Origin of the sequence: Vibrio litoralis DSM 17657 (assembly GCF_000426765.1) — a bacterium.
In the GTDB taxonomy this organism is placed as follows: domain Bacteria; phylum Pseudomonadota; class Gammaproteobacteria; order Enterobacterales; family Vibrionaceae; genus Vibrio; species Vibrio litoralis.
Genome location: NZ_AUFZ01000001.1, coordinates 37,951 through 63,121, shown reverse-complemented (window position 1 = coordinate 63,121; position 25,171 = coordinate 37,951). Strand labels below are relative to the sequence as shown.

Annotated in this window: 25 protein-coding genes and 1 pseudogene; 15 read left to right on the top strand and 11 right to left on the bottom strand. The window is 42.1% G+C overall.

All coding sequences use genetic code 11. From position 1 onward, the window contains the following. Positions 1-13: 13 nt before the first annotated feature. Positions 14-1,033, bottom strand: coding sequence for an amidohydrolase family protein (locus K358_RS0100295; RefSeq protein ID WP_027694970.1), 1,020 nt, complete (start codon positions 1,031-1,033; stop codon positions 14-16). Between the two features lie 328 nt (positions 1,034-1,361). Here K358_RS0100295 and K358_RS0100290 point away from each other — a divergent pair, with 328 nt between their 5' ends. Continuing rightward, positions 1,362-2,234: a 5'-methylthioadenosine/S-adenosylhomocysteine nucleosidase gene (locus K358_RS0100290; protein WP_027694969.1), complete on the top strand. Its 873-nt coding sequence runs from the start codon at positions 1,362-1,364 to the stop codon at positions 2,232-2,234. Between the two features lie 357 nt (positions 2,235-2,591). Here the strand turns inward: K358_RS0100290 and K358_RS0100285 are convergent, their stop codons facing one another. Next, positions 2,592-2,993, bottom strand: a complete 402-nt coding sequence (locus K358_RS0100285) for an MAPEG family protein (RefSeq protein WP_027694968.1) — start codon at positions 2,991-2,993, stop codon at positions 2,592-2,594. A gap of 163 nt (positions 2,994-3,156) precedes the next feature. On the opposite strand from K358_RS0100285, the gene K358_RS0100280 reads away from it, so the two are divergent. Then, positions 3,157-3,513, top strand: a complete 357-nt coding sequence (locus K358_RS0100280) for a MerR family transcriptional regulator (protein WP_027694967.1) — start codon at positions 3,157-3,159, stop codon at positions 3,511-3,513. 60 nt (positions 3,514-3,573) lie between these two features. Next, a complete protein-coding gene (locus K358_RS0100275) occupies positions 3,574-3,966 on the top strand; it encodes a carboxymuconolactone decarboxylase family protein (RefSeq protein WP_027694966.1) in 393 nt (130 codons plus the stop codon). 59 nt (positions 3,967-4,025) lie between these two features. On the opposite strand, the gene K358_RS18735 is transcribed toward K358_RS0100275, so the two are convergent. The 4 genes from K358_RS18735 to K358_RS0100255 all read right to left on the bottom strand — a co-directional run bounded on the left by K358_RS18735 (position 4,026) and on the right by K358_RS0100255 (position 6,736). Then, entirely contained in the window at positions 4,026-4,562 is a 537-nt protein-coding gene (locus K358_RS18735) for a CueP family metal-binding protein (protein ID WP_051241100.1), read from the bottom strand. Positions 4,563-4,640: 78 nt separating this feature from the next. After that, positions 4,641-5,027 (bottom strand): hypothetical protein, encoded by a 387-nt coding sequence (locus tag K358_RS0100265; protein WP_027694965.1) that lies wholly within the window; start codon positions 5,025-5,027, stop codon positions 4,641-4,643. Positions 5,028-5,235: 208 nt separating this feature from the next. Beyond that, positions 5,236-5,751, bottom strand: coding sequence for a DUF2301 domain-containing membrane protein (locus K358_RS0100260; protein WP_027694964.1), 516 nt, complete (start codon positions 5,749-5,751; stop codon positions 5,236-5,238). Between the two features lie 52 nt (positions 5,752-5,803). After that, on the bottom strand, positions 5,804-6,736 hold the full coding sequence (locus tag K358_RS0100255; RefSeq protein WP_027694963.1) for a M14 family metallopeptidase: 933 nt from the start codon (positions 6,734-6,736) through the stop codon (positions 5,804-5,806). 106 nt (positions 6,737-6,842) lie between these two features. Here K358_RS0100255 and K358_RS0100250 point away from each other — a divergent pair, with 106 nt between their 5' ends. From K358_RS0100250 to K358_RS0100240, 3 genes are all read left to right on the top strand, one after another. Beyond that, positions 6,843-7,682: a DUF6279 family lipoprotein gene (locus K358_RS0100250; protein WP_027694962.1), complete on the top strand. Its 840-nt coding sequence runs from the start codon at positions 6,843-6,845 to the stop codon at positions 7,680-7,682. Between the two features lie 162 nt (positions 7,683-7,844). Next, a complete protein-coding gene (gene cpdB, locus K358_RS0100245; protein WP_027694961.1) occupies positions 7,845-9,806 on the top strand; it encodes a 2',3'-cyclic-nucleotide 2'-phosphodiesterase in 1,962 nt (653 codons plus the stop codon). Positions 9,807-10,204: 398 nt separating this feature from the next. Then, positions 10,205-10,681: a GNAT family N-acetyltransferase gene (locus tag K358_RS0100240; protein WP_027694960.1), complete on the top strand. Its 477-nt coding sequence runs from the start codon at positions 10,205-10,207 to the stop codon at positions 10,679-10,681. 26 nt (positions 10,682-10,707) lie between these two features. Here K358_RS0100240 and K358_RS0100235 read toward each other — a convergent pair whose 3' ends face one another. Together K358_RS0100235 and cspE are read right to left on the bottom strand one after the other, a co-directional pair. Beyond that, positions 10,708-10,917 carry a hypothetical protein gene (locus K358_RS0100235; RefSeq protein ID WP_027694959.1) on the bottom strand — a complete coding sequence of 70 codons (210 nt, stop codon included), beginning with the start codon at positions 10,915-10,917 and terminating at the stop codon, positions 10,708-10,710. A gap of 313 nt (positions 10,918-11,230) precedes the next feature. Next, positions 11,231-11,443, bottom strand: coding sequence for a transcription antiterminator/RNA stability regulator CspE (gene cspE, locus K358_RS0100230; RefSeq protein ID WP_027694958.1), 213 nt, complete (start codon positions 11,441-11,443; stop codon positions 11,231-11,233). Between the two features lie 737 nt (positions 11,444-12,180). Between cspE and galE the strand changes: the two genes are divergently transcribed. The 3 genes from galE to galK all read left to right on the top strand — a co-directional run bounded on the left by galE (position 12,181) and on the right by galK (position 15,578). Next, on the top strand, positions 12,181-13,206 hold the full coding sequence (gene galE, locus K358_RS0100225) for a UDP-glucose 4-epimerase GalE (protein WP_027694957.1): 1,026 nt from the start codon (positions 12,181-12,183) through the stop codon (positions 13,204-13,206). A gap of 8 nt (positions 13,207-13,214) precedes the next feature. Next, positions 13,215-14,306, top strand: a complete 1,092-nt coding sequence (locus K358_RS0100220; RefSeq protein ID WP_027694956.1) for a UDP-glucose--hexose-1-phosphate uridylyltransferase — start codon at positions 13,215-13,217, stop codon at positions 14,304-14,306. 108 nt (positions 14,307-14,414) lie between these two features. Beyond that, positions 14,415-15,578, top strand: a complete 1,164-nt coding sequence (gene galK, locus K358_RS0100215; protein WP_027694955.1) for a galactokinase — start codon at positions 14,415-14,417, stop codon at positions 15,576-15,578. Positions 15,579-16,049: 471 nt separating this feature from the next. Here the strand turns inward: galK and K358_RS0100210 are convergent, their stop codons facing one another. Next, positions 16,050-16,958 (bottom strand): BstA C-terminal domain-containing protein, encoded by a 909-nt coding sequence (locus tag K358_RS0100210; protein WP_027694954.1) that lies wholly within the window; start codon positions 16,956-16,958, stop codon positions 16,050-16,052. Positions 16,959-17,183: 225 nt separating this feature from the next. Continuing rightward, positions 17,184-17,330, bottom strand: a pseudogene (locus K358_RS18890) (C4-dicarboxylate ABC transporter permease); the annotation flags it as partial. 146 nt (positions 17,331-17,476) lie between these two features. Between K358_RS18890 and K358_RS0100200 the strand changes: the two are divergent. The 6 genes from K358_RS0100200 to K358_RS19530 all read left to right on the top strand — a co-directional run bounded on the left by K358_RS0100200 (position 17,477) and on the right by K358_RS19530 (position 24,231). Beyond that, complete coding sequence (locus K358_RS0100200; protein ID WP_027694952.1) at positions 17,477-18,640, top strand: efflux RND transporter periplasmic adaptor subunit; 1,164 nt, start codon at positions 17,477-17,479, stop codon at positions 18,638-18,640. Position 18,641: 1 nt separating this feature from the next. Further along, positions 18,642-20,669 carry a MacB family efflux pump subunit gene (locus tag K358_RS0100195; protein ID WP_027694951.1) on the top strand — a complete coding sequence of 676 codons (2,028 nt, stop codon included), beginning with the start codon at positions 18,642-18,644 and terminating at the stop codon, positions 20,667-20,669. Then, complete coding sequence (locus K358_RS0100190) at positions 20,669-22,078, top strand: efflux transporter outer membrane subunit (protein ID WP_027694950.1); 1,410 nt, start codon at positions 20,669-20,671, stop codon at positions 22,076-22,078. The genes K358_RS0100195 and K358_RS0100190 overlap by 1 nt, the downstream gene beginning before the upstream one ends. 183 nt (positions 22,079-22,261) lie before the next feature. Next, entirely contained in the window at positions 22,262-23,479 is a 1,218-nt protein-coding gene (locus K358_RS17715; RefSeq protein ID WP_083962709.1) for an anaerobic sulfatase maturase, read from the top strand. 48 nt (positions 23,480-23,527) lie between these two features. Further along, positions 23,528-23,869, top strand: coding sequence for a YidH family protein (locus tag K358_RS0100180; protein WP_038149353.1), 342 nt, complete (start codon positions 23,528-23,530; stop codon positions 23,867-23,869). After that, complete coding sequence (locus K358_RS19530; protein WP_051241098.1) at positions 23,869-24,231, top strand: DUF202 domain-containing protein; 363 nt, start codon at positions 23,869-23,871, stop codon at positions 24,229-24,231. Before K358_RS0100180 ends, K358_RS19530 begins: the two co-directional genes overlap by 1 nt. Before the next feature lie 51 nt (positions 24,232-24,282). On the opposite strand, the gene K358_RS0100170 is transcribed toward K358_RS19530, so the two are convergent. Continuing rightward, positions 24,283-25,137 carry a helix-turn-helix transcriptional regulator gene (locus K358_RS0100170; RefSeq protein ID WP_027694948.1) on the bottom strand — a complete coding sequence of 285 codons (855 nt, stop codon included), beginning with the start codon at positions 25,135-25,137 and terminating at the stop codon, positions 24,283-24,285. Positions 25,138-25,171: the final 34 nt, after the last annotated feature.

The window sequence follows — 25,171 nt, the reverse complement described above, 5'->3', positions numbered from 1 at the left end:
AGGGTTATTGATTTTATTCTGACTGATGTTTTTTGGGTAGCAGCGCTAAGAAATTATCTCGTGCAACTTTATTGGCGATATCTGCCGGTAAAGCATCAAGAAAAACGTCAAAATCGCTGGCCAACTTTGGTAGTGAATCAAATTGCCCAACTACATCCGAGCCGATAAAGAATTTATCTGGGTAAGACTCTACTAATCGAACCCAATGTGGGTCAGGCTTGCCTTTTTCATCAAGCATATAATCATCAAGTAAACTCCAAGACATATCAATATAAAGATTAGGGTAGGTTTTGACCATACGACTGATTTCTTTATATAGAAAATTCATGTGAATACGTCGATTGATCGACAAGCTCGTACCTGCATGCGCCCATATAAAACGGGTTTTAGGGTTCATTTTTACCGCGCTTTCCATTTCAGGTAGAAAGATCGGGCTTTTGACTCGTGTTGAGGTGATGTTGGAATGCAACATGACGGGTAGATTGTATTTAGCAGCAAGGCGGTAGACACGCATTAAAGCAGGGCTGTCGGCTCGTGATGTTTCTCCATAAGTCAGAGCAGTAAGATCATCATGGCGAGTAAATACTTCACCAATACCTTGCCAAAAGTCTGGTCGCCACTTCAACATTAATTCGATGTGATCAACTGCATTCATATCGGTTGGATTGAAGCCAGTCAAAAAAGGGTGAAAGCGAGATTGTTGTTCTTTGGGTAACGATTCAACGGCTCTTGCGACTATTTCATCTGTTGCGCTGTACCAATAGACTTTAGCATCATCTGCCATGTAGTAAGGTGGGCGTTGGGGTTCATCTTTATGCCATTTCTTTACTAAGCTAATACCAGAAATCATCGCATGATCGATGTTGCCTTTATCCATTTTGGCGAGCAATTTCGTCATGCCTTCGCTTTCTTGGAAGAAGTTAACATAATGCAAATGACCATCAGTGTAGTGGTAATCTCTTTGATCTGCCGCCCATAAAGGATTGCTAATAAGAGTGACTGAGGCAGCTAAAGTGGCTAACCAAGGTTTCATACTATCTCCTGGTTTGTGATGAATTGACATTATCAGTAATAGTTAGGTTTTATTAGCTGATAATGTTTTGTACCGTTATTTAAACAATAGGTTATTTGTTGTTATGTCTTTAGAGTAACGGAAAAAATAGGACATTTATAAAATTAAATAGTTTCACTAATTGTTTTGAGTACTAACTATTTTTTGTCAAAGCTGCGTTTATTGCAACTCATTTTAAGGCGGCAGAGATAAGCATCTCTCGTGAAGAATTGAGTTGTGCATCGCAATATTATGCAAGCGTTTGCTTTTGCATTACAATGCCGGCTTCATTTTCTTAACTAGGTGAGTTATGCAATTGTTTATTCGTATGTTGGTGGTAGTTACCACTATGTTGAGCGCAGCATTTATGAGTGTTGGAGTACAAGCAACCGAGATGGCGAGTGTGTCGGTTGCTGGCAATAGTAAGCCGGTACAGCCGATTATTATTCAAGGGCCAATGCCAATTGAAGCGCAACACTTTGCGGCACTTTTAAAAGACGTTTCAATCGAAAAAACAGGCTCATTTGTTTTTTATAAAGGCACATTAAATGGCTACCCAGTGATTGTAAGCCAAACCGGTAAAGGCTTAGAGAACACAGCAGCGGCGACCGCGATTGCGATTGAGCGTTACAAGCCATTGGCGATTATCAACCAAGGTACTTCTGGCGGCCACGATCCAAAATTAGCCGTCGGCGATATAGTGTTAGGTAAGCGTGTGGTAAACATCGGCAACCTAAAAACCCCAAGCAAAAAAGCGGGTGAAGGTTCGAATTCACTAACATGGATCCCAATGGATATCATGGCCTCTTCAGGTAGTGCGGGTTCAGATGATGCGAATAAAATCCGTTACTATGAAGGTAGTCCTGAACTACTCGCCATTGCTAAAAAAGTGAAATACCAGCACGGCAAAGTAGTAGAAGGCACTGTCGGCTCTGCTAATTTTTGGAATAGTGAACTCGACCGTATTGAATGGTTCCATGAAAACTTCGGCACTAGTGTAGAAGAAATGGAAGGTGCATCAGTGGCACAAATTGCAGAGGCTTACAAAGTACCATTCTTATCGATTCGCATTTTGTCTAATAACATTACCAATGGTGGTCATTACGATCCAAATACCGCCACAGAATGCCAAGCGTTTGTAAAAGATGTCATGGTGAAGTACATCGAGACGCTGAAAAAATAGAAGACAAACATTTAACCTCCGAAGAGGTTATATATCCAAGTAACTTAAAGATGCGAGTTTCAGCAAGAATAAAACAAGATTTAGGCAAGGCAAATTGAATATGAGCATAGTTATTATATCTCTGTTCAATTTAACGCAGCATAAAGCTTGTTTTAACTTGCCCTTCGGGAGCTTCATTCAAACCTTTATGCCGCGTCAGATTGGTTTGAAAGGTGCCTACATTCCTTCGCCAATCCTCCTTGCCTAAAGGCTTGGATGATAGCTCTGAATTCTGCACCTTGAAGTCACTTGGGTATACAGTTAAAAGCCTTGAGATTATTGTGTCTCAAGGCTTTTTCATTTTTGTTGGATCGAGTATTAACTAGCGACGATCAGTAAGTTGATCCAAAGGACGAGTACACACAAAAACGAGCCCCAAAAAGCTAAGGCGCGGTGTCTCACATTATTAGAACCGAGATGAATATAGCTGTGTAAATAACGAAATAGTACAAATAACCAAGCAACCACTAACCCAAAGCTGCTGTCGATATGTAGGCTGACATACAAGGTACATACCACATAAAACAGCACCGGGATCTCAAAAAGATTGGCCAGATGACGATTGGTTTTAACGACCATGTCAGGTAGGTTATCACCTTGCATCAGTTGAAAATACTTCAGACTAATTTGTTTGCTTTTCACACTATTGATACGAACTTTCAGCGTCACACAGCCAACAATAAAAATCAGCAACACCATCGCCGCCATTGGATAAAGCATAAATATTTCCTTGTGAGTTTCAGGTTTGGATAAAATAGATTTAGAACAACTTAACCAGTACGTAGTGTATGGAGTTTTGGATCGCTTTGCTTGTTATTATTTTCTTTTATCGTGATAGTATTTTGAGTTAACAATGGTTGTGAATTAGAAGCAAGGAAGCAATATGAATATGAAAGCGTTTTCTAGCCTAGTCGGCTTGTCTTCTCATACTCTTCGATATTATGAAAAAATCGGTTTGCTTAAGAATATTCATCGAAATAGTAGTGGTCATCGTGAATATACCAATAAAGATTTAATTTGGATTGGCTTTGTGAAGCGATTAAAAGATACCGCGATGCCTTTAGATGAAATCTTACAGTATGCAAAGTTAAGAGAGCTGGGGGCGGAGTCGCTATTGGAACGACAACACTTATTAGAACAGCATCAACAAAACTTAAAAAAACATATTGATGAACAACAGAAACACATGGCGGCTTTAGAAGAAAAAATTGACCTATATAAAAATGGAAAAGTGAGTTGACTTAGAGTGAACTCTAACTTGTATGGTGTGCTTATTCTTAACTAAATAGGTACATAAACCATGCAAAAATCACGCTTTGAAATTGGGTTACAACTCCTGTCTGAAATTGATGGCGAAGCCGGACATAACGTTATCGAAAGCTTGCAAGATATTTGCCCAGATCTTGCTAAGTACACCATTGAATATCCTTTTGGTGACATTTATGCTCGCCCAGGTCTTGATTTAAAATCCCGAGAAATTGCAACGGTAGCCGCTCTCACTGCCTTGGGAAATTGCGCCCCTCAACTCAAAGTTCACCTACATGCAGCATTGAATGTTGGATGCAGTGAAGATGAAATAAAAGAAGTAATCATTCAAATGTCTGGTTATGCAGGGTTCCCAGCGGCACTGAATGGCATGTTTGCATTTAAAGAAGTGTTAGCCGGCAGAAACGAGCAAAACCCACAGACCTAAATCTGTGGGTTTTATGTATTCAGCTTTTAAGTAACTCTAAGCTTAGAGTAGTGGCAAGCTTAGATTAGCTGCATTGTGGTAATGCAGGTTCTTGCTTTATCAGCAGTGCTTAGTACTTCGGTGCTGGTTTTACCATTATAAGTAAAGGTCACTTCTAGGTTCTTGCGATCTTTTGGCATCCATAAATCAATGAAGCCGTCTTTTTGTGTGGTGACTTGGCCGTATTTCAACACCTTCTTATTATCTAAATCGACCACTTTAACCATCATGGTTTTTTCGACCATTTCACCTTGGCAGCCAGTGGGTACGTGGTAGCCGCATGGGTGAGTTTGGTTTTCATAAGGGGCGATAGATAATAAATGCTGATCTTTAGTTGGGATCTGAATTTGGCTGTTGTCGTCAAATTTCGCCACGATCACATCCGGCATGACTTGGATCGATGCAGTGCCTTTACCGTGATAGTCATGCGCTTTTTCTAACGCTTGTGGCGCGGTTAATCCTTCAAATTTATCAGCTTCATTGGCTAACGTTGAAAAAGATAAAGCCGCGGCGAATGCGCCAGTGAGTAGTGTTGTTACCGTTAAACGTAGGTTCATTGTATTCTCCTAACACTTCCAATATTGGTCGTGTTTTTATTCAAAAGTTAAGTTTTTTAATCGTGTTGATGTATTGAATTAAAACCAAACAGATTGAATAGGAGGTCGTGACAAATTAGGTAGCGTTAAAGAGGGGATGGATTCGGTATGATCATTGTATTCTGACGCTGCTGATGGGTTACTTTCCATATCCAACGCCGTAGGCAAAGTGGCATAAATTGGTGCGCAAGAGGCGCAGTGATCATCGCTATGTTTGGCAAAATCTGAACATGGGAAATCAGCAACTAGGCCAGTTTTAGATAAGCTGGCACAGGGTGAAGCGTGATGCTGAGAATCCGATTCAACCGCTGTGTCGTGTGTCATGCTCTGAGCGGTTGTTTGAGGTATAGCAGCTTGAGTCATTGGAGTCGCAGAAATTGGCGTGGCAACACTCACATTTGAAAGCACAATGGCGATCAAAGTCATCAACAATATAACCGAATGTTGAAGTTTAGAGTGAAGCCGAGCTAAACAAAACCTAGTGAAAAACATCGTGAACAGGCGACTCGCTATAGTTTCAATGAATAAGTGGTGAGTATAAAGCTTCCCACTAGGGGAAGGTCAATACCCTTTGTATTTGAAATTACAGCTATTCATCCGCCCCAATTATTTAGATGGACTAAACATGGAAAGGCTAGATCTGAAACTTACTTTTATCGCCAATATCATAGTGAAACGGTTGTCTAAACTTGGCAATGCCAATGGTAAACAGCAACACAGCAGATAGGCCAGCGGCGAGATAAAAAACCGGCAACCAAATTGGCAGAGCGAAGCAAACCCAAAACAGAATTAATATCAGTGGCGTAATTCGAATCAATCTAATGCGGAAGCAGTAGTACTCTTTGATAGAAAGGCCGCACCACACGGCGAGGCTTGCTCCAACCGCAATCGGCGTAAACAAATTCGCAATTAATAAACAAACCGCAAATAGGGCGCTACTTTGGATAAACCAGCGGATGGTTTTGTCATAAAGATGCACACAAGCACTGGCAATTAATGCACTAACAATGAGTAGTGGTACGCCATATTGTTCAAGCCCGAATCCTAACAAAGCAATCGCAATGGCTGACAATAAAAAGCACGAGCGATACACCGCCACGGTAGCGTAGTCGATGCGGTCGAGTTTTTCTTCAAAATGAATGTCAGCCATAGCCGGTTTCCTATTAAATATTACTTAGTTAATTATAGGCTTTGAATGTCGATCAGCGCGCCAGTATGTAGTCTAAAGCGCCGGTAATCGCCGCTACTTGAGCACGGTTACATTCATCATCAGTGACTTTCGGGCTATCTGGATACACTTCTGTGGTCGTGCAATATTGGCAGTCAGTGAAACCGGCACATAACCCTAAAGCGACAAGTGGGTAGTTAATCACGCCATCTTGAGTAACATTTGAACCGATGATCTGATTGTTCTCATCTGCTGGCGCAATGTGCGTCACTTTACGTACTGAATCAATGATGGCTTTTTGCAATTCATCATCTTGTTTTTCTGTATCGCCGACCGTGTAGAAACCATCTGGAATTGAGCCTTTTACGTATTCAATACCATCACGCGCCGCCAGTGCAGGGCGGAATTCTAATTCATCGGTATCGGTAGTTTCATGTAGATCGATATGAGCCAAAATTGATACGCCAAGATCGGCGACCATTTTCATAACCGCAGCAGATTCTTGCGCCGGGCTATTGGCCACAAAGTTACGGTTTGGATCAAGCGCATCTGGGTTCCAGCGGTTAATCGTTTCATAACCCCAAGGGCTGACACATGGCGCAATCACAATATTGAATTTATCTTGATAACGCGCCGCTTCGGTTTGAGCAAACAACAACGCGCCATGCACGCCACTGGTTTCATAACCGTGTACGCCACCGGTAATTAAAATCGTTGGCTTGGCATCATTCCAAGTTTTCGATTTCAAAACAAAAAGAGGGTAGCGAGATTCACCGACAGGATTATTGTCGTATTGCAATTGACCGTATTGAGCCACTTCAAAATCACTACTTAGAGCCTGTATCTTGGGCACAACTTCTTCTGAATAAGAACGCTTGATGGTGGTTTGTTCAAGCCATTGACGTTTTTCTATGTCGCCCCACGGTTGGCCCGGAGTGCCAATTGGAAATGCATTGGTCGCGTTCATGATATGTCCTTTGGTTAAATTTGCTTTAAATATCTAGGTAAAACTGCACCTTACTGAATTGAGGGTATACACTAATCAAGTGACCTTCATTGTTTATAGGCAAAATATGTTTAAGCGTTTGATTATTGTAGTGACTTTTCTTGTGCTAACAGGCTGCTCAACTCAGTTTTTTTACAATCGATTAGATTGGCTAGTTACCCAATATGTCGATCGCTACTTACCGCTTAATGATGCGCAAGAAAGCATGTTAAAGCAATCAGTGATTGACGTTCGTCAGTGGCATCGAGAGCAAGAACTGCCTAAATACATCGAACATATTGATAGACTGCTCACTTTTCAGCCAAAAGAAATCGGCCCACAGCAAGTTGAGGCGGAGTTCTTTCGTTTAAAAGACTTTTCCGCGGATGTCGCCCAAAAAGTAGTGCCGGAGATGTATGAGCTATTTATGACGCTCGATCAAGAGCAGGCCGATGAATTGTTTGTCTCGCTAGATGAAAAATATCGTGATGAATTTTCAGACTATAAGGACCTATCAGAATCTGAAATGCGTGAAAAATCAGCCGAGCGAATGACCGAAGCGTTAGAGACTTGGCTGGGGGATTTATCGGAACAGCAAAAGCAATGGGTACTTCAGTGGAGCCTCGAACGTCCGAATATGGCGAAAGACTGGTTTTGGCAACAGCAAACCAATAAATCCGAATTACAGGTTTTATTCTTGCAACGTAATCCTTCCCCTGAATTTAAGCAAAAGTTCTTGAATACGATGCTCAACCCAGAGCAACTCTATAGCGCAGAATTTACCAAAAAAGTGCAGCGTAACCGACAAGTTACCTTCCAAATGGTTAGCCAAGTCATTCAAGCGATGTCCGAGAAGCAACTTGAACACTATCATGAAAAATTACGTGATTGGCGTGAAACATTTAGTGATTTGGTTTCAGACAACTAGTCGTAAGGTATAAATCAAGTAAGAGCTAAATTGCAGGTATAAACTTGTTTTCTGTCACATATTTTTAATTGAAGTGATCATATTATTGCGCCTGATTGATAAGTCGCTCAACACTGTTAACTAACAACTCTTATTATTAAAAAATTCACACCGGAGTGTTTCATGAATTTTGTTCGTCACCCTATTTCGCTTTCTGTTCTGGTCGGGATGATCAGCATAGCTAACCCTGCCTTTGCCGATACCATCAAACTTCGCGTAGTCGAAACCACCGATATTCACGCCAATATCATGGACTACGACTACTACAAAGATAAGCCATCCAACCAAATTGGTTTAGTGCGTGCCGCCACTGTCGTCAAGCAAGCGCGTGGGGAAGTAAGCAATAGCGTATTGATCGATAACGGTGACTTAATCCAAGGTAGTCCAATGGGCGATTATGTCGCGGCCAAAGGGTTAGAATCTGGTGAGGTCCATCCCGCTTATAAAGCGATGAATCTACTTAATTATGATGTGGCGAACTTCGGTAACCATGAATTTAACTACGGTTTAGACTTTCTTGCCGAAGCGACCAATGACGCAAAATTTCCTTATGTAAATGCCAATATTGTCGACGCAAAATCCGGTAAAAACTATTTCAACCCTTACGTGATTAAGGGCTACCAATTTAAAGATACTGATGGTCAATCACATGACATCAAAGTGGGGTACATTGGTTTTGTACCGCCACAAATCATGGTATGGGATAAGAAAAATCTAACTGGCAAAGTTCAAGTTAACGATATTAAAAAAACCGCCGAAGCCTTCATTCCTAAGATGAGAGCTGAAGGTGCTGATGTCATTGTTGCGATCCCGCACTCCGGTATCTCAACTGAGAAATACCAACAAGGCGCGGAAAACTCGGTTTACTACCTAACGCAAGTTGAAGGGATTGATGCGATTACTTTTGGTCACTCACACGCGGTTTTCCCAAGCAAAGACTTCTCGAATGTCGATGGCGCGGATATCAAAAAAGGTACCATCAATGGCGTTCCATCTGTGATGCCAGGCCGTTGGGGGAGTCACGTTGGTGTGATTGATTTAGAGTTAGAACAAAAAGACGGTAAATGGGCGGTTGCCGATGGAACCGCTGTCGCTCGTCCAATTTATGATGCCAATAAGCAAAAATCGTTGGTAGCAGAAGACCCTGAAGTGAAGCATGCGATAGACCAAGATCACCAAGCGACTCGTAAGTTTGTCAATCAGCCTATCGGTAAAGCAAATGACGTGATGTATAGCTTCTTGTCATTAGTGCAAGACGATCCTACCGTTCAAATTGTTAACCTCGCGCAGAAAGATTACGTCGAACGCTTTATTCAAGGCGATCCAAATTTAGATGGTTTACCAGTACTTGCCGCCGCAGCACCATTTAAAGCGGGCGGTCGTAAAAACGATCCTTCAAACTTTACCGAAGTGGAATCTGGCCAATTAACTTTCCGTAATGCGGCCGATTTATACCTCTACGCAAATACACTAGTGGCGATGAAAGTATCGGGTGCAGAAGTGCAAGAATGGTTGGAATGCTCAGCAGGCCAGTTCAATCAAATTGATCCAAACAGCGATAAGGTTCAGTCTTTAATTAACTGGGATGAATTCCGCACTTATAACTTTGATGTGATCGATGGCGTGAACTACCAAATCGACATCACCAAACCCGCTCGATACGATGCCAATTGTAAGCTTATCAATAAAGATTCGCACCGCATTGTGGGGTTAACCTACCAAGGTGAACCAATTAAGCCGAAGCAAACCTTTATTGTGGCAACCAATAACTACCGCGCTTACAGCGGCACGTTCGCCGGTACCGGTGCAGACCACGTAGCTTTTGATTCACCAGATGAAAACCGCACTATCTTGGCAGACTACATCTCTCGCATCAGTAAAGAGAAAGGTGAAGTGACGCCAAGCGCGGATAACAACTGGTCATTTGCACCGATTAATACTCAAGTGGATTTAAAAGTGCAGTTTGAAACCTCACCAAGCGATCTTGCAGAGAAGTTCATTGCAGATAAAGCGCAATATCCAATGAAAAAAGTCGGCAAAGATGATGTGGGTTTTGCGGTGTATCAGATTGATCTGAAAAAGTAATAATCAAACTTAAATCGTAGAGTGATAACAATGAAGCTCGGCATTTTGTGTCGAGCTTTTTGTTGTGTGTGGATAAATGTTTGGTGATTCATTTCTCACCACAGGGTCATCCTGAATAGCGACGAAGGAGCGTAGTTCAGGATCTCCTACCGCGATTGACTTATCAACACGTGGTAGGAGATTCCGTATCTTCTTCGCCTAGGCTCATGTAGAGCATGACGCTAGGGGAGGCTAATTTATTTCTACGCACTTTGAAAGTGAGATATGAATCCAAGATATAGTTCTGGTTTACAGTTAGTTTTAGATTCGGAGTAAATCTGCAGTTCTTCATCATGAGTTGGCTTTGATGAACTATACGAGGTTTCTATTTATTAAATTGTTATAACCTTAGAGAGAAAATGGAACTTATAGCATTTGAAAAGGAAGACTATGACCAGCTTATCGGTTGGATTGACTCGGATAAATTGAATTATCAATGGGGTGGTCCAAACTTTGAGTTTCCATTGGATTCAGTGCAAATTTCTAAACACTGTTCTCAAGCGCAAGTGTTTCCCTATATCTTCGTTGTTTCAGGTCAGAGTGCTGGTTATGTTGAACTATTTAAAGTTTCAGAGGCGCACTTTAGAGTTTGCCGCGTATTTGTTTCAGACAGCTTTCGTGGAAAGGGCATTTCAAAGCTAATGCTTAGTCAGTTAATCGATCTAGCAAAAGAACAATATAGCGCTAGCTTACTATCATTGGCTGTGTTTGAACGAAACATAGTTGCGAGAAATTGCTATGAATCGCTTGGTTTTACCGTGACATCGCATGAAAATGGCTCTCGTTCTTTCGATGGTGAGGTTTGGGGGCTTTTACGTATGGAAAGACGGTTATAACAAACGTCCAACCCTTAAGAGATTAGCTAAGCCAAAACACTAAAATCACCGATGACACAATCATGTTGATCAGTAATGCTGCCTGTTTGCGTGGTTTCGCAATACGAAAACGTCATATTCATATCATCCACATTTCCGTTCACTAAAACGTGGCGCATTAAAATATCACAATTAAGTTGGTGAATAATACCATTCCAAGAGAGATTATCTTTAAAGAGATTAAACGTTATTTTCATTCTATTCCTATTTCTTTTTTATCATTGTTTTTTTCTTTTGTTGTTGAAACCAAAAATGTTTACGACCAGTTGTTCTAGACATAGTTAATCCTTATTTATTTTCGTTACATATAACGAAGCGAGCAGTATTTTAGAGATACTACTGTTGATAGATATTAATAATTTTATTTATAAAACGAAGTAAATAAGAAACGTAACGACAAATACAAAAGTACTGGGGAATGTTGGATATTTTCGTGGGGAGTTATAAATAAGTGTTCTAAAGAGGAGTAAGCGACGCAAGTGGTATTACCACCTGCGCCAGCTTTAAATCTTATGCAGGTACAACGTTTGCAGCTTGAAGACCTTTTTGGCCTTGCTCTACTTCGAAAGACACAGCTTGGCCTTCAGTAAGAGTCTTGAAACCTTCAGAAGCGATTGCACGGAAGTGAACGAATACGTCAGCGCCGCCGTCGTTTTGAGTTAGAAAACCAAAACCTTTCTCTTCGTTAAACCATTTTACTACGCCGTTTGTTTTGTTAGACATGTTGTGTCCCTTATATAAAATAAAAAATTAATCGCGAAATGCGATGCGCTAAGAGCTGGAATTATTTAATGTATTTACGAAGCTAAGGGAAACACTGAGGACAACGACAATAACGAAGGAATTCTGAGGGCTTTGCTTTTACAACTGTATATTTCATTTAATAACTCTGAACAACAGAGCAAGGCCATTCTTGTTCATTTTGTCTCTTTTGTAAAGCACTCATTTAAAATAAAATTGAAATAATAAAAAATAAACAGCCGATAATTCACGTAACTTACTAAAATTTCTCCGTTGGTGCTAAGTGTTGAATATTCAGAAATATCTAAAAACGTGCCACATATTTGGCACGTTTTTATTTTGACCATTGTGTTTCATGGCGTCTTTGGTTTCATCGGCAATGCCGAGCCCGAGTTGTAAGCCACGCAGAATACGAATCAAGATTTCAAAAAAGTGGATCCACAGTAGGGTATGGGTGGGCGATATGTTGTCCTTTACCTGCTTTTATTTTTATGACACCTGTTGCCCTATGCGGTTTGCTTAAGAATAGGTATAACTTTTTTATGTTCTCTATCTTGAATTGCTGCATTTTGTGTAAACGTTTTCACTTTTTGTGTTGGATCACAGAATCGAACCTTCGACACTTGCTAATATAACGTCAATCAAAAATGGTCTAGCGTTGTTGTAATCGTTTTCTTTATTTAAGAGATACCTATTACGCAGCACTCATGGAGGCATAAATGAAAGTATTAGTGACAGGTGGTTTGGGCTATATCGGCAGCCATACTTGTGTTCAGTTAATCGAAAATGGCCACACACCAGTGGTGATGGATAACTTATCCAATAGTAAAGCGCTGGTTCTGAACCGTATTGAAGCCTTAACCGGGCAGCGTCCGAGTTTTCATTTAGGCGATGTGCGTGATGAAGCGTTTCTTGATTCTATTTTTGCTCAGCATCAAATCGATGCCGTGATCCACTTTGCGGGCTTAAAAGCGGTCGGGGAGTCAGTTGCCAAGCCATTGGAATATTACGATAACAACGTCAACGGATCTTTAGTGTTGGCGCGAAGCATGCGCAAAGCGGGCGTGAAGAACATCATTTTTAGCTCATCTGCTACCGTGTATGGCGACCCACAACAAGTACCCATTACCGAAGACTCTCCAACCGGAGCTACCACAAACCCTTACGGCCGCAGCAAATATATTGTTGAACAATGCTTGAGTGATTTGTTTACCGCAGAAGACGATTGGAGCATTACGCTATTGCGTTACTTCAACCCTGTTGGTGCGCATCCTTCCGGCACTCTGGGTGAAGATCCACAAGGTATTCCGAATAACCTAATGCCATTTATCGCACAAGTTGCAGTCGGTCGTCGTGACAAACTGGCGGTGTTTGGTGATGACTACCCAACACCAGACGGCACCGGCGTTCGGGACTATATTCATGTGATGGACTTAGCCGATGGCCACCTTGCCGCGCTTAATGCCTTAACTAATAAATCAGGCTTACATATTTACAACCTAGGCACAGGAAAAGGCAGCAGTGTACTCGATATGGTTAACGCATTTTCGGCAGCATGTGGGCATCCGGTGGCTTATGAAATTCATCCGCGTCGAGCTGGAGATATTGCTGAATGCTGGGCAAGCACCGCTAAAGCAGAACAAGATTTAGGTTGGAAAGCGACCCGTGATATCGCCCAAATGAGCGCCGATACATGGCATTGGCAGTCTAACAACCCGCAAGGTTATGACGAATTAGAGAAATAGGAAAGAAGATGTCCAAGATAGAATTTAACCCCGTTGATCATCCACACCGCCGTTACAACCCGCTGACTGGACAGTGGATTTTAGTCTCGCCACACCGCGCCAAACGTCCGTGGAGTGGTCAAGATGAAAAGCCCGTTATCGATAGCATTAAGCCTTACGATGAGGGCTGCTTTTTATGCCCAACTAACACGCGTATATCCGGTGATGTGAACCCGAATTATCAAGGCACTTATGTGTTTCAAAATGACTTTGCCGCGTTAATGCCTGATTCACCGGATGCGCCACAATCGGCTAATCCGCTATTTAAAACTCAAGGCGTGCGCGGTTTAAGTCGAGTGATTTGCTTCTCGCCTGATCACAGCAAAACGTTGCCAGAGCTACCACTCAATCAAATTCGCAATGTGATTGATACCTGGAATGAGCAAATAGAGGAACTCGGTAAAGAGTACCTGTGGGTACAAGCGTTTGAAAATAAAGGCGAGGCGATGGGGTGCTCTCAGCCGCACCCGCACGGGCAAATCTGGGCCAATAGTTTCTTACCCAATGAGATCGAGCGTAAAGACAAACATCTACGCGATTACTATCAACAATACGGCTCGAATTTATTGGTTGATTACGTGCAGTCAGAATTAAAAGATGGCGCGCGTACCGTCGTCGAAACCGAGCACTGGATTGCCGTAGTGCCATATTGGGCGGCGTGGCCATTTGAAACCATGTTACTGCCGAAAACCCACATTCGCCGCATGAGTGAATTAACCGATGCACAGCGTGATGATTTAGCGCTAGCGATTAAAAAGCTCACCAGCCGTTACGATAATTTATTCCAATGCTCATTCCCGTATTCAATGGGCTGGCATTACGCGCCTTTTTTTGAAAATAGCAAGGTTGAAAATGAAAAAGTTGAAGATGACAATCAACACGAACCCTCAACCGAACATTGGCAACTGCATGCGCTGTTTTATCCGCCGTTGCTGCGCTCCGCTACGGTAAGAAAATTCATGGTCGGTTATGAAATGCTAGCCGAAAGCCAACGCGATCTAACCGCCGAGCAAGCCGCTGAGCGCCTACGAGCCTTGAGCGATAAGCATTATAAAGAATAACGAATTTAGGATGCTCGGCTCTCGTTACTCGAGGTTTGAGCGCAATATTTAAAGGCTGGATCCGAGTTACGAGATTCCTAGCCACAAGAAACGATTTAGGGCTTTATTATGACCGAAAGAACCACTCAACTTATCCAAGCGGTATCTAATGCGTTTGAAACCGTACTAGGCTACGCCGCCAAACACATCATCCAAGCGCCGGGGCGTGTAAACCTTATTGGTGAACATACCGACTACAACGATGGCTTTGTACTACCTTGCGCGATTGATTATCAAACTGTTGTTGCAGCCGCTAAACGTGATGACAACATCGTGCGCGTAATTGCGGTTGATTATGACAATGAAGTGAATGAGTTCGATATTTCACAACCGCTTGAGTTTGATAAAGACGTCATGTGGGTTAACTACATTCGTGGTGTGATTGATTGCCTACAAAAGCGTGGCTATCAATTTAAAGGTGCCGATATTTCGGTCAGCGGCAACGTGCCTCAAGGGGCTGGGCTGAGCTCATCTGCCGCGCTAGAAGTGGTGATCGGACAAACATTCAAAGTGCTTTATGGCCTAGAGATTTCTCAACAAGAGATTGCACTCAACGGTCAGCAAGCAGAAAACCAATTTGTCGGCTGTAACTGCGGCATTATGGATCAGCTCATTTCTGCCGAAGGGCAACGTAACCATTCACTATTAATTGATTGCCGCTCATTGGAAACTCAAGCAGTTTCAATGCCAGAAGATATGGCGATTGTGATCATCAACTCGAATAAAAAACGTGGCTTGGTGGATAGCGAATACAACACGCGTCGCCAGCAATGTGAAGCCGCCGCCGAGTTCTTTGGCGTGAAAGCACTACGTGATGTGACGATTGAGCAGTTTATCGAGCGCCAAGCGGATCTTGATCCAGTTGTTGCTAAGCGTGCCCGCCATATCATCACGGAAAATGACCGCACGGTAGAAGCGGCAACCGCCCTAAAAAATCACGACATGGCGCGCCTTGCAGTATTAATGGAGCAATCTCATATTTCAATGCGTGATGATTTTGAAATCACCTGCTCAGAAGTCGATACCATCGTCGATATTGTAAAAGAAGTGATCGGTACTCAAGGCGGCGTACGCATGACCGGCGGCGGCTTCGGTGGCTGCGTAGTCTCACTGGTTCCACCGTCACTCGTTGATGCCGTGAAGCAAGCCGTAGAAGCGCAATACCAAGAAAAAACAGGTTTAAAAGAAACCATTTATGTGTGTAAAGCGATGGATGGAGCGGGGGAGGTTTAATAAAATTTCTCGTGACTCGTGACTCGTGACTCGTGACTCGTGACCCCACCACTGCGTCATCCTAAATAGCGACGAAGGAGCGTAGTTCAGGATCTCCTACCGCGATTGACTTCTCAACAGGCGGTAGGAGATCCTGTATCTTCTTCGCCTAGGCTCATGTACGGGATTACAGGGCTTTGTGATTAGTGCGCACTAGTTAGAATCTGCTTTATATTTACCCACACCAATGAAACAACCCCCTCCCGATAGCATCCCTGTCACAACTGGCTCGCTAAACCCAATTCTCGCTTTCTCCATCACATAAGATCGGCTAAATGCTTTTAAAAAAGCGTTATTAGAGTATCTTATGGCAATAAATGAGTTGATTAGCAGCGATCGTGTATAAAATCAATTCGGTTTTATCCGAGTTTCTTGCTAATACGCTGTTAGTTTTCAAAGAGGCCATACAGAAATATGACCTCTTTTGCTAGTTTAGTGCGTTGTTAGAGTTTTTGGAACAACTGTCTCCAATAGTAACTCTGCGCCAGATACAGAAATGGTCTTTTTCTGTATTTGCCCTTTGATGTATGTCGGGAATTTCTCAGGTAAATAAGTGTTTTCAAACCAAGTCCTGAACTCACCTAAAGCAGCAAGTGGGTAAATATTTACTGGCACAGGACCGGCTTTCGCTTGAGGGAAGTAATCAGGATATACATGCGGGTGTTTAGTTACTGGACCATAAACATTATCAAATTGATTTTCTTTCCAGTACTTAGCCCAAGCGCCACCAACGCTTATATCTGGTACAACATGGTCATCTATCACTAGCCCTTGACGTACAGATGACACCATTAAATCTGCGATTTCCTTGAAAACGCTGAAGTAACCTCTTGGTACTTCATTTAGAAGCATGCGGTCATGGAAATGCTTCCATTCAAGAGGCACCAAGTTGTCTGGATCATACCCTAGGCTCGTGTAAACAAACTCTCGAATTGAGCGTCTCGCAAGTAAACGATAGTTTGTCTGGGCAATTTCTTGAGTTTTGGATGTTGAATCAAAGGCATAGTATTCAAGAATTGCCAAACATGTAGCATCATCCACAGCGTGCGTTTTAACGCCATTTAGTACAACTTCCACGTGAATCTTCGAGTCATCGACTCCTTGTTCACGTAATATTTGCGCTATCTTAGCCCCCCTTGGCTTTGTTTTCTCTTCATCCCACTTCGACACCAATGTAATGATATTGCCGGGAGCTTGACCGACAAGTCGAGCTACACCCCTAGAGGACAAAAAAGGAGTACCGTCCGAGAGTACCCCCATATTAATACCGTTAACTTCACCCTCCTTTACAGGAACTAAGTCTAATTCGCCTTGGTTTTTAGGAATAAGTTCGTTACTCATCTTTTCTCCAATTATTAACGTTTACACTATAGTATACTGCTCTATCTGTGTGTTCTATTTCATATTGAACCAATTTCGTGAGCCGAAGCAGAAAACTAACAAACGACTAAGGTTTCAAGATACTTTTATTAATCTTCTATAACTCGCTTAACATGACTTTACGAAGTGTTTTCTGCCCAAAAACGTGCCACCTTGGCACGTTTTTATTTTCTTTACCTAACCCCCCTAAGGCATCCCCAACGCCTCTGGTAACCACAACGACACTGCTGGTATATAGGTAATAATCATCAAGAATACCAACAAGATCATCAGCCACGGTAGGGCGGCTCGGATGGTGGCGCTGAGTGGCATTCCGGTTACTGCCAAAGTGAGTAGGGGCGATGCCAAATTCAATCGAAATAACACCGCTATATTCTTTCTCTTTACCTACTTTTACCTTTATTTACACCGGTTGCCCTATGCGATTTGCTCAAGAATCGGTATAACTTTGTTATGACTTCTCTATATTCCTTTGTCTCATGAAAATTAAAGCAAAATGGATCCTTATCGCGGCGATTCCGGTTATTGGCGTAGCCAGTTGGTTTTATTACGGCCAGTCTGAGCCTGCGCCAACCTATGCCACGGAAAATGTTCAACGAGGCGATATTGAAAACGCCGTCTTAGCCAATGGCATGTTGCAAGCAGCCAAGTTGGTGAATGTCGGTGCGCAGGTTTCTGGTCAAATTCAGAAACTTGCGGTGTCGCTGGGTGATGAGATTAAACAAGGGGATTTGATTGCTCAGATTGATAGCCTGACTCAGCAAAACAACCTTAAAGAATCGCAAGCCTCATTGGATAGTTTGAACGCGCAATATCGAGCGAAGCAGGCACAAATCAAACAAGCGCAGTATGAATACAAACGTCAAAAAGGCATGTTGGCGGCAGAGGCCAGTTCTCGTGCCGATTACGAAAGCGCCGAAGCGACGTTGGCGATCTACCAAGCCGATTTAGCCCAGTTAACTGCCGAAATAGAAAAAGCCAAAATCAATGTCGATAGCGCCGAAGTAGACCTAGGCTACACCACCATTAGTGCGCCAATGGATGGCACGGTTGTTTATACCTCGGTTGAAACCGGTCAGACGGTCAACGCCAATCAAACCACGCCGACCATTATTGAACTGGCTCAGCTTGATACTATGACAGTGAAAGCACAAATCTCCGAAGCCGATGTAATTCATGTTCAGCCGGGTCAAACGGCCTATTTCAGCATTTTGGGTCAGCCCAATAAAAAATACCAAGGCACATTACGCGCGATTGAACCGGGTCCAACTATTATGACTGGTGATGATAGTCAATTGGCGGTCACCGATACCGATGCGATTTATTACAACGCGCTATTTGATGTCAAAAACCCCAAAGGCACGTTACGTATTGGTATGACAGCGCAAGTGTCGATCATCTTAAATCAATCGAAAGATGCGTTATTAGTGCCAGCTCAAGTGTTGCAGCCAGCGAAAGGTGAAGGGCAATTCCAGGTGCCAGTTTTACAAGGTAAGGATATTGTTTATAAAACCGTGAAAGTTGGCATCAATAATAAAGTTAATGCAGAAATTCTTTCAGGCTTAGAAGAAGGCGATCAAGTGGTGGTCGGTATGCCGTCGGATGATTCGTTTTCTAGCAAACGCGGCCGAATGAGATTCTAGTATGAGCCAATCTTTATCAAAACAACCTTTACTGAAAATAGAAAATTTAACTCGTAGTTTTGCCAGTGGCGACGAGTCGTTAACCGTATTGAATAACGTCAGCCTTGAGATTCAACAAGGTGAAATGGTGGCGATTGTTGGCGCGTCGGGCTCGGGTAAATCGACTTTGATGAATATCTTAGGTTGCCTTGACCAGCCAAGTTCTGGCCAGTATTGGATTAATGGTCAAGATACATCTGCTATGAATAATGACCAATTGGCGCAGCTACGTCGTGAGTATTTTGGCTTTATCTTTCAGCGTTACCATTTACTTAGTGATTTAACGGCGGTTGGTAATGTAGAAGTACCTGCGGTGTATGCTGGCGTGCCGCATGTCCAACGTAGTGAACGCGCACAACAGTTATTGAGCCGTTTAGGTTTGGGTGAGCGTTTAACCCATAAGCCGAATCAGTTAAGTGGTGGTCAGCAACAGCGTGTCAGTGTGGCGCGCGCTTTGATGAATGGCGGCGATGTGATTTTGGCCGATGAGCCAACCGGCGCTTTAGACAGCCAAAGCGGCAAAGAAATGATGGCGCTGCTGAAAGAGTTACACCAAATGGGGCATACCATTATTTTGGTGACGCATGATATGGATGTGGCTCACTTTGCCGATCGAATTATTGAAATTAAAGATGGCGAGATCATTGCCGATACGGTGAATGTTCATTCAGAGTTGAGCGTTGAACAATCGAATGGTGAGCATCAAGCCATCCCTGAAAAGCAAGTTAGCCCTGAAAAACACAGCACGCGTTTACACTCAAACCCGCAAGCTAGTTCTGCCTCGCAATGGTGGCATTGGGACAGTTTTATAGATGCGCTCAAAATGGCGTTATTGGCGATGTCGAGCCATCGAATGCGTACCTTTTTGACCATGTTGGGCATTATTATTGGTATTGCCTCTGTGGTGTCGGTGGTAGCGCTTGGTAATGGTACTCAAAAACAAATTTTAGCTAATATTGCTTCGATGGGGACCAATACGATTGATATTCGACCGGGTACAGGATTTGGTGACAGACGCTCTGGGCGAGTTCGTACTTTGACTGCTGAAGATGCTAAAGCGATTAAAAACCTTTCTTATGTCGATAGCGTGACGCCATCACTCAATAACAGCTTAACGGTTCGTTATGACAATGAAGCGGTCAGTGCTTCGGTAGAAGGTGTCGGGCCGGATTATTTTCGCGTCAAAGGTTATGAGATTGCTCAAGGACAGTTTTGGCAGCAAGACAGTGTCGATGCGTTAGCTCAAGATGCAGTGATTGATGACAACACGCGTAAGTCGTTATTTGCCGATAAAAACCCAATTGGTCAGGTGATCTTTTTAGGTCGATTGCCGGTGCGTATTGTGGGTGTAACCGCTCCCAAAGAAAGCGCGTTTGGTAATAACGATAGCCTTAATGTGTGGGTGCCTTATACCACCATGTCTGGACGAATGATGGGACAGCGTTATCTCAATAGTATCACGGTACGAATTGATGAAAATGCCCCAAGTAGCGCCGCTGAACAGGGCATTATTAGCTTGCTCAAAATGCGTCACGGCACCGAAGATTTCTTCACCATTAATACTGATACCATTCGCCAAAATATTGAAAAAACTACTGCCACGATGACGCTACTGATCTCTGCGATTGCAGTGATTTCATTGGTAGTTGGCGGCATTGGGGTAATGAATATTATGCTGGTCTCAGTGACCGAGCGAACTAAAGAAATTGGTGTACGAATGGCAGTTGGTGCAAGGCAAATTGATATCTTGCGTCAGTTCTTAATTGAAGCGGTGTTGGTGTGTTTGTGCGGTGGTATTGCCGGCATTGGTTTGGCCTTTGGATTGGGCGCATTACTGAGTTCATTTGGCGGTAGTTTCGTGATGATTTATTCGGTGACCTCAATTGTTTCAGCCTTTGTATGTTCTACCTTAATTGGCATCGTATTTGGCTTTTTACCGGCTCGAAATGCTGCCAAGCTTGACCCTGTTGATGCATTAGCGCGAGATTAATGATGATGAATAAAACAATAATTAGCCTAGTGTTAAGCTCAATGGTATTAAGTGGTTGCGGAACCTTAACGCGAACCGACTACCAAGCGCCGCCAGTACAAGTACCAGAAGCGTGGCAGCAAAAGCATTTGGCGCAAGATGTGAAAGTCGACCCGTGGTGGTATGCGTTTAATGATCAAACCTTAAATCAGTTTATTGATAAGGCGTTGATTACTAATAACGATCTTGCGATTGCGACCTTCACTTTGAAAAAAGCGCGCCTACAAATGGGTTTAGCCGATGATGATTTGTATCCGCAGTTAAGCTCGAATACTTCGGCTGGTGTTTCGAAACCGTTAGATGGTGGCGATTCAACCGACAGCTACAGTACCAACTTATCGGTCAGTTATGAGCTGGATTTATGGGGCAAGATTTCTGCCGATACCGACCAAGCAAAGTGGGCAGCTATGGCGAGCCTTGAAGACCGCGAAAGTACCGCGCAAAGTTTGGTGGCCACTACCGCATCGCTTTATTGGCAAATCGGGTATCTCAAGCAACGTATCGCATTGAGTGAAACCGATGTGGCGGATGCGCAGAAAACCTTAGATTTGATCACTCGTCAGTATCAATTAGGCGCTGTGACTAAGCTTGATGTGCTAGAAGCCAAGCGTAGTCTCGCCAGTTTGCAAGCCCAGCAAAGCCAGTTCAATCAACAGCTGGTGGAAGCAAACAATGCCTTTGCGATTTTGTTCAACCAACCGCCGATGGATATGACACAAAACGTCAAACAGCTACCAGATATTACACTGCCACAAGTATCATCGGGCGTTCCTGCGGATTTATTGATCAGAAGGCCGGATGTCAAAGCCGCGATTTATGAGATTAAATCTAGCCTCGCCAGTAAAGACTCTGCCGATTTGGAATATCTACCTACCTTAACGCTTACCGGCGCATTAGGTGGCTCATCGCAAGAGTTAAAAGAGTTGTTATCTAACCCGATAGGTAGTCTAGGTGCCGATTTAACGCTGCCATTCTTGCAATGGAATGATATGCAAAACAACCAAGATATCGCCGATGTAGATTATCAAGCGTCAATAGTCAGCTATCGCCAGGTGTTGTATTCAGCGTTTCAAGATGTAGAAAACGCACTGTCGGCTCGCGAGCAGTTAAGCTATCAACAAGACCGCTTACAAGAACAATACGATGCTGCGGAACAAGCTGAGAAAATTTACGTTTCGCGTTATAAATACGGTTCAATCACCATCATGGATTTACTCGATTCTCAAGAAAACACCCGCAATGCCAAAGCATCATTATTAGAAAATCGTTATAACCAATTTGTCGCGCAAGTCGCTTTGTATCAGGCTCTAGGCGGGCAAGATGTCGCACCGAATGTCGATGCGTATCAAGATGATGATTCGGATATTTAAAAGCAGTTTAAATAGGGAAGTATGAAGCTAGGTTTTGTTGGTTATTTCTACTACCTAATTTATTCAATTACACCGGTGTGGGAACGTTTACATTGTGGGGATGGGATCACAGTAATCAAGTCTATTTAGATATAAACTAACAATAATTATAAGGTTAAATGCCGCATTGCTTTTAAGGTCCACATGTCTGTTTCTAATGTTTATGGTTGCCATGTGATGGCAAAACCGACAAGTTCGATTTGTAATTTAAATTGTGAGTATTGTTTCTATCTAGAAAAAGAGAAACTGTATCCAGAAAATAATACTCATTGGCAAATGACCAGGAAAACACTTGAATTGTATATTCAGCAATACATCGATGCCCAATCTGGTCTTGATATTCAATTTGCTTGGCAGGGAGGAGAACCAACTCTTATGGGGGTTGATTTTTTTCAACAAGCAATGGAGCTTTGTTTACATTATTCCAGAGGTAGGAGTGTTACTCATTCTTTTCAAACCAATGGTATTTTGCTTAACGATCAATGGTGTGAGCTATTTAAAAAGTACAATGTATTAGTCGGTATATCTATTGACGGACCAGAAGACTTGCATGATGTATATCGGGTTACTCGCTCAAATAAGGCTACTCATACAAAGGTTATGAAGGGAATCGGTTACCTTAAAAAGCATAAAATTGAATTTAATACACTAACCGTTGTTCATGACCTTAATTCACAACATCCAGAGCGGGTATATCAATTTCTGAAGCAAATAGGGTCAACCTTTCTACAATTTATCCCTCTTGTTGAGAGGAATAACTCTGTAACAGAAATGGCATCTAAAACTTTGACATTAGTTCATCCTGGTGAGACGCAAGCGGTGATTACACCATGGTCAGTTCCTAGTCGCCGCTACGGTGAATTTCTCAATCGTATTTTTGATATTTGGGTGAAGGAAGACATCGGGCGTATTTTCGTCAATATGTTTGATTCAACGTTGGCGACTTGGTGCGGGTACCCATCGGGTTCCTGTGTTACCGCTCCAACTTGTGGTCATGCTTTTGCTTTGGAGTCTAATGGTGACATGTATCAGTGTGACCACTTTGTGTATCCTGAATATAAATTGGGAAATATTCATAACATGAGTATTAAAGACATGAATAATTCTGCTGCCGCAAAAAGGTTTGGCCAAGATAAATCCGAAGCTTTATCTGTAGATTGCCAGCAATGTGACTATAAATTTGCTTGCCATGGAGGCTGCCCTAAGCATAGATTTTCAGTCTCGCCTCTAGGTTCCCCTCACCATAATTACTTGTGTTCAGGCTATAAGCATTTTTTTCAACACACGGAGCCTTATATGAAGTTAATGAAAAGTTTTATTGATAAGCACCAATCACCGGCAAATATCATGGGAATAATTTGAATGTTTAATTTAGCATTATATTGAATGATTATACTGAGAGGGAAAACTATGTGGAGAAAAACGGGTCAAGCACCGGACTATCGTTTTACTTTAGCGAACGAGCGGACGTTCTTAGCATGGATTAGAACTGCTTTGGCTTTTCTTGCCGCCGCTATAGGGATTGACCAACTTGCTATTAATATTGCCCCAGAAATATATCGTGAAAGCTTAGCTTTGTTATTAAGTCTCTTCTCCGCGTTATTGGCTTTTTATGCTTATAAACGTTGGTCTCATAACGAAAAAGCAATGCGACTTAATGCCGAACTTGCCTACACTCGAACATTGGCGGTTATTAGTGTTGTGATGATAATCGTTGTTGTGTTTGTTGCTTATTTGATTTTGTTCCTCTGATGCCATCTAGTCAAATGAATATGTCAGCAAAAAGAGAGTTAGATGGAGGCTTACAAGCTGAGCGGACGTCTTTATCTTGGTATCGAACGATTTTTGTTCTCTTACTTGATTGCTTACTAGTGATTAGAGTGGGTTATACTAATCAAAATCAAATCGTCCTTTATACTGGTATGATATTAGTGATTTTAACAATATCTTTCTATTTTTCTGCGGTTTTTCGTTCGCCTAAGCTATCAATGGATGTTGATTTAACTAATAACTCATCGATATGGATGAAACGTTATTTATCTGCTTTATTGTGTATTGCTGCACTAATGCTATCTCTATCTAGTATTATAAATATATACTTATTATATCAATGATATATGTATTTTATGATCAATTAATCGGTCATCTTCTGAGCTCTATGAGTTTCACTTTTTCATTATTTTTGATGGTGGATATCCGAACTTTTCTTTAAATGCTTTGCTAAAGTGAAAAGCATCATAAAAATTAAGTGCTGAGGCGGTTTGATTGATGGTATAGCCTTTATGCTTAAGTAGCACTCTTGAAGTATTTAAACGGCTATTTAAATAATACTCCTTTGGCGTTTGATTTGTGTACTTAAGGAAAAGCTTCCTTAAATATTGCTCACTGCACCCAGCTGATTCTGCCATGTCTTTTACTTGCCATTTCTGAGTGATATTTAAATGAATTTTAGTGATAACTTCTTGTACTAAATTGAGTTTTTCATCTTGATCTCTTACTTTTGCTAAGGTTAGCCAATGGTATATTGTTTTGGTTAAGGCTGCAGTTGCAAAGTGACGTTCAACAGGCTGATTAGATTGGAAATATTCAATTATTTGATTCATTTCCTGATAAAAAAATTCATTGTTGGATAGTGTTATTAAGTGTTGATAAGGAAGATTTATAGCGCCATTTGGAATAAATTCCATTAAAAATACCTCCCAGATAAAACCTTTGCATTGATAGCTTTTGATATCTTTAGGATGTAAAAACATGACAGTACTTGCTTCTAATTGAATCACTTTATCTGAGTTTAGAACGACCTCACCATGGCCTTGTTTGGTATATAGAGCAATAATACTTTCCTCAATTAGAGGTCGAAGGCGGTCTTTTGGCCAAACTACTCTATAGCTTTTATCCGACATTGTGCTCCATAGAGCTAATAAAGTAATACCGCTTGATGTCTCACTTTTGTCAATAACTATGGGGATATTGAATTTGGTTTCGTTTTTTACATGTGAATTGTCATTTGTTCCATTCATTTTTATTCCTTTATGAATAAATATTAAGTAAGAG

Excerpts from the sequence above, each read along its gene's own strand:
- K358_RS0100285 (WP_027694968.1), bottom strand. The coding sequence starts at position 2,993 with ATGCTTTATCCAATGGCGGCGATGGTGTTGCTGATTTTTATTGTTGGC.
- K358_RS0100170 (WP_027694948.1), bottom strand. The coding sequence starts at position 25,137 with ATGAATGGAACAAATGACAATTCACATGTAAAAAACGAAACCAAATTC.
- K358_RS18735 (WP_051241100.1), bottom strand. The coding sequence starts at position 4,562 with ATGAACCTACGTTTAACGGTAACAACACTACTCACTGGCGCATTCGCC.
- K358_RS0100180 (WP_038149353.1), top strand. The coding sequence starts at position 23,528 with ATGTGGAGAAAAACGGGTCAAGCACCGGACTATCGTTTTACTTTAGCG.
- galK (WP_027694955.1), top strand. The coding sequence starts at position 14,415 with ATGACCGAAAGAACCACTCAACTTATCCAAGCGGTATCTAATGCGTTT.
- K358_RS0100260 (WP_027694964.1), bottom strand. The coding sequence starts at position 5,751 with ATGGCTGACATTCATTTTGAAGAAAAACTCGACCGCATCGACTACGCT.
- K358_RS17715 (WP_083962709.1), top strand. The coding sequence starts at position 22,262 with ATGTCTGTTTCTAATGTTTATGGTTGCCATGTGATGGCAAAACCGACA.
- K358_RS0100195 (WP_027694951.1), top strand. The coding sequence starts at position 18,642 with ATGAGCCAATCTTTATCAAAACAACCTTTACTGAAAATAGAAAATTTA.
- K358_RS0100280 (WP_027694967.1), top strand. The coding sequence starts at position 3,157 with ATGAATATGAAAGCGTTTTCTAGCCTAGTCGGCTTGTCTTCTCATACT.
- K358_RS0100240 (WP_027694960.1), top strand. The coding sequence starts at position 10,205 with ATGGAACTTATAGCATTTGAAAAGGAAGACTATGACCAGCTTATCGGT.
- K358_RS0100250 (WP_027694962.1), top strand. The coding sequence starts at position 6,843 with ATGTTTAAGCGTTTGATTATTGTAGTGACTTTTCTTGTGCTAACAGGC.
- K358_RS0100290 (WP_027694969.1), top strand. The coding sequence starts at position 1,362 with ATGCAATTGTTTATTCGTATGTTGGTGGTAGTTACCACTATGTTGAGC.
- K358_RS0100200 (WP_027694952.1), top strand. The coding sequence starts at position 17,477 with ATGAAAATTAAAGCAAAATGGATCCTTATCGCGGCGATTCCGGTTATT.
- K358_RS0100255 (WP_027694963.1), bottom strand. The coding sequence starts at position 6,736 with ATGAACGCGACCAATGCATTTCCAATTGGCACTCCGGGCCAACCGTGG.
- K358_RS0100275 (WP_027694966.1), top strand. The coding sequence starts at position 3,574 with ATGCAAAAATCACGCTTTGAAATTGGGTTACAACTCCTGTCTGAAATT.
- K358_RS0100190 (WP_027694950.1), top strand. The coding sequence starts at position 20,669 with ATGATGATGAATAAAACAATAATTAGCCTAGTGTTAAGCTCAATGGTA.
- galE (WP_027694957.1), top strand. The coding sequence starts at position 12,181 with ATGAAAGTATTAGTGACAGGTGGTTTGGGCTATATCGGCAGCCATACT.
- cspE (WP_027694958.1), bottom strand. The coding sequence starts at position 11,443 with ATGTCTAACAAAACAAACGGCGTAGTAAAATGGTTTAACGAAGAGAAA.
- K358_RS0100220 (WP_027694956.1), top strand. The coding sequence starts at position 13,215 with ATGTCCAAGATAGAATTTAACCCCGTTGATCATCCACACCGCCGTTAC.
- K358_RS0100265 (WP_027694965.1), bottom strand. The coding sequence starts at position 5,027 with ATGACTTTGATCGCCATTGTGCTTTCAAATGTGAGTGTTGCCACGCCA.
- K358_RS19530 (WP_051241098.1), top strand. The coding sequence starts at position 23,869 with ATGCCATCTAGTCAAATGAATATGTCAGCAAAAAGAGAGTTAGATGGA.
- K358_RS0100210 (WP_027694954.1), bottom strand. The coding sequence starts at position 16,958 with ATGAGTAACGAACTTATTCCTAAAAACCAAGGCGAATTAGACTTAGTT.
- K358_RS0100235 (WP_027694959.1), bottom strand. The coding sequence starts at position 10,917 with ATGAAAATAACGTTTAATCTCTTTAAAGATAATCTCTCTTGGAATGGT.
- cpdB (WP_027694961.1), top strand. The coding sequence starts at position 7,845 with ATGAATTTTGTTCGTCACCCTATTTCGCTTTCTGTTCTGGTCGGGATG.
- K358_RS0100295 (WP_027694970.1), bottom strand. The coding sequence starts at position 1,033 with ATGAAACCTTGGTTAGCCACTTTAGCTGCCTCAGTCACTCTTATTAGC.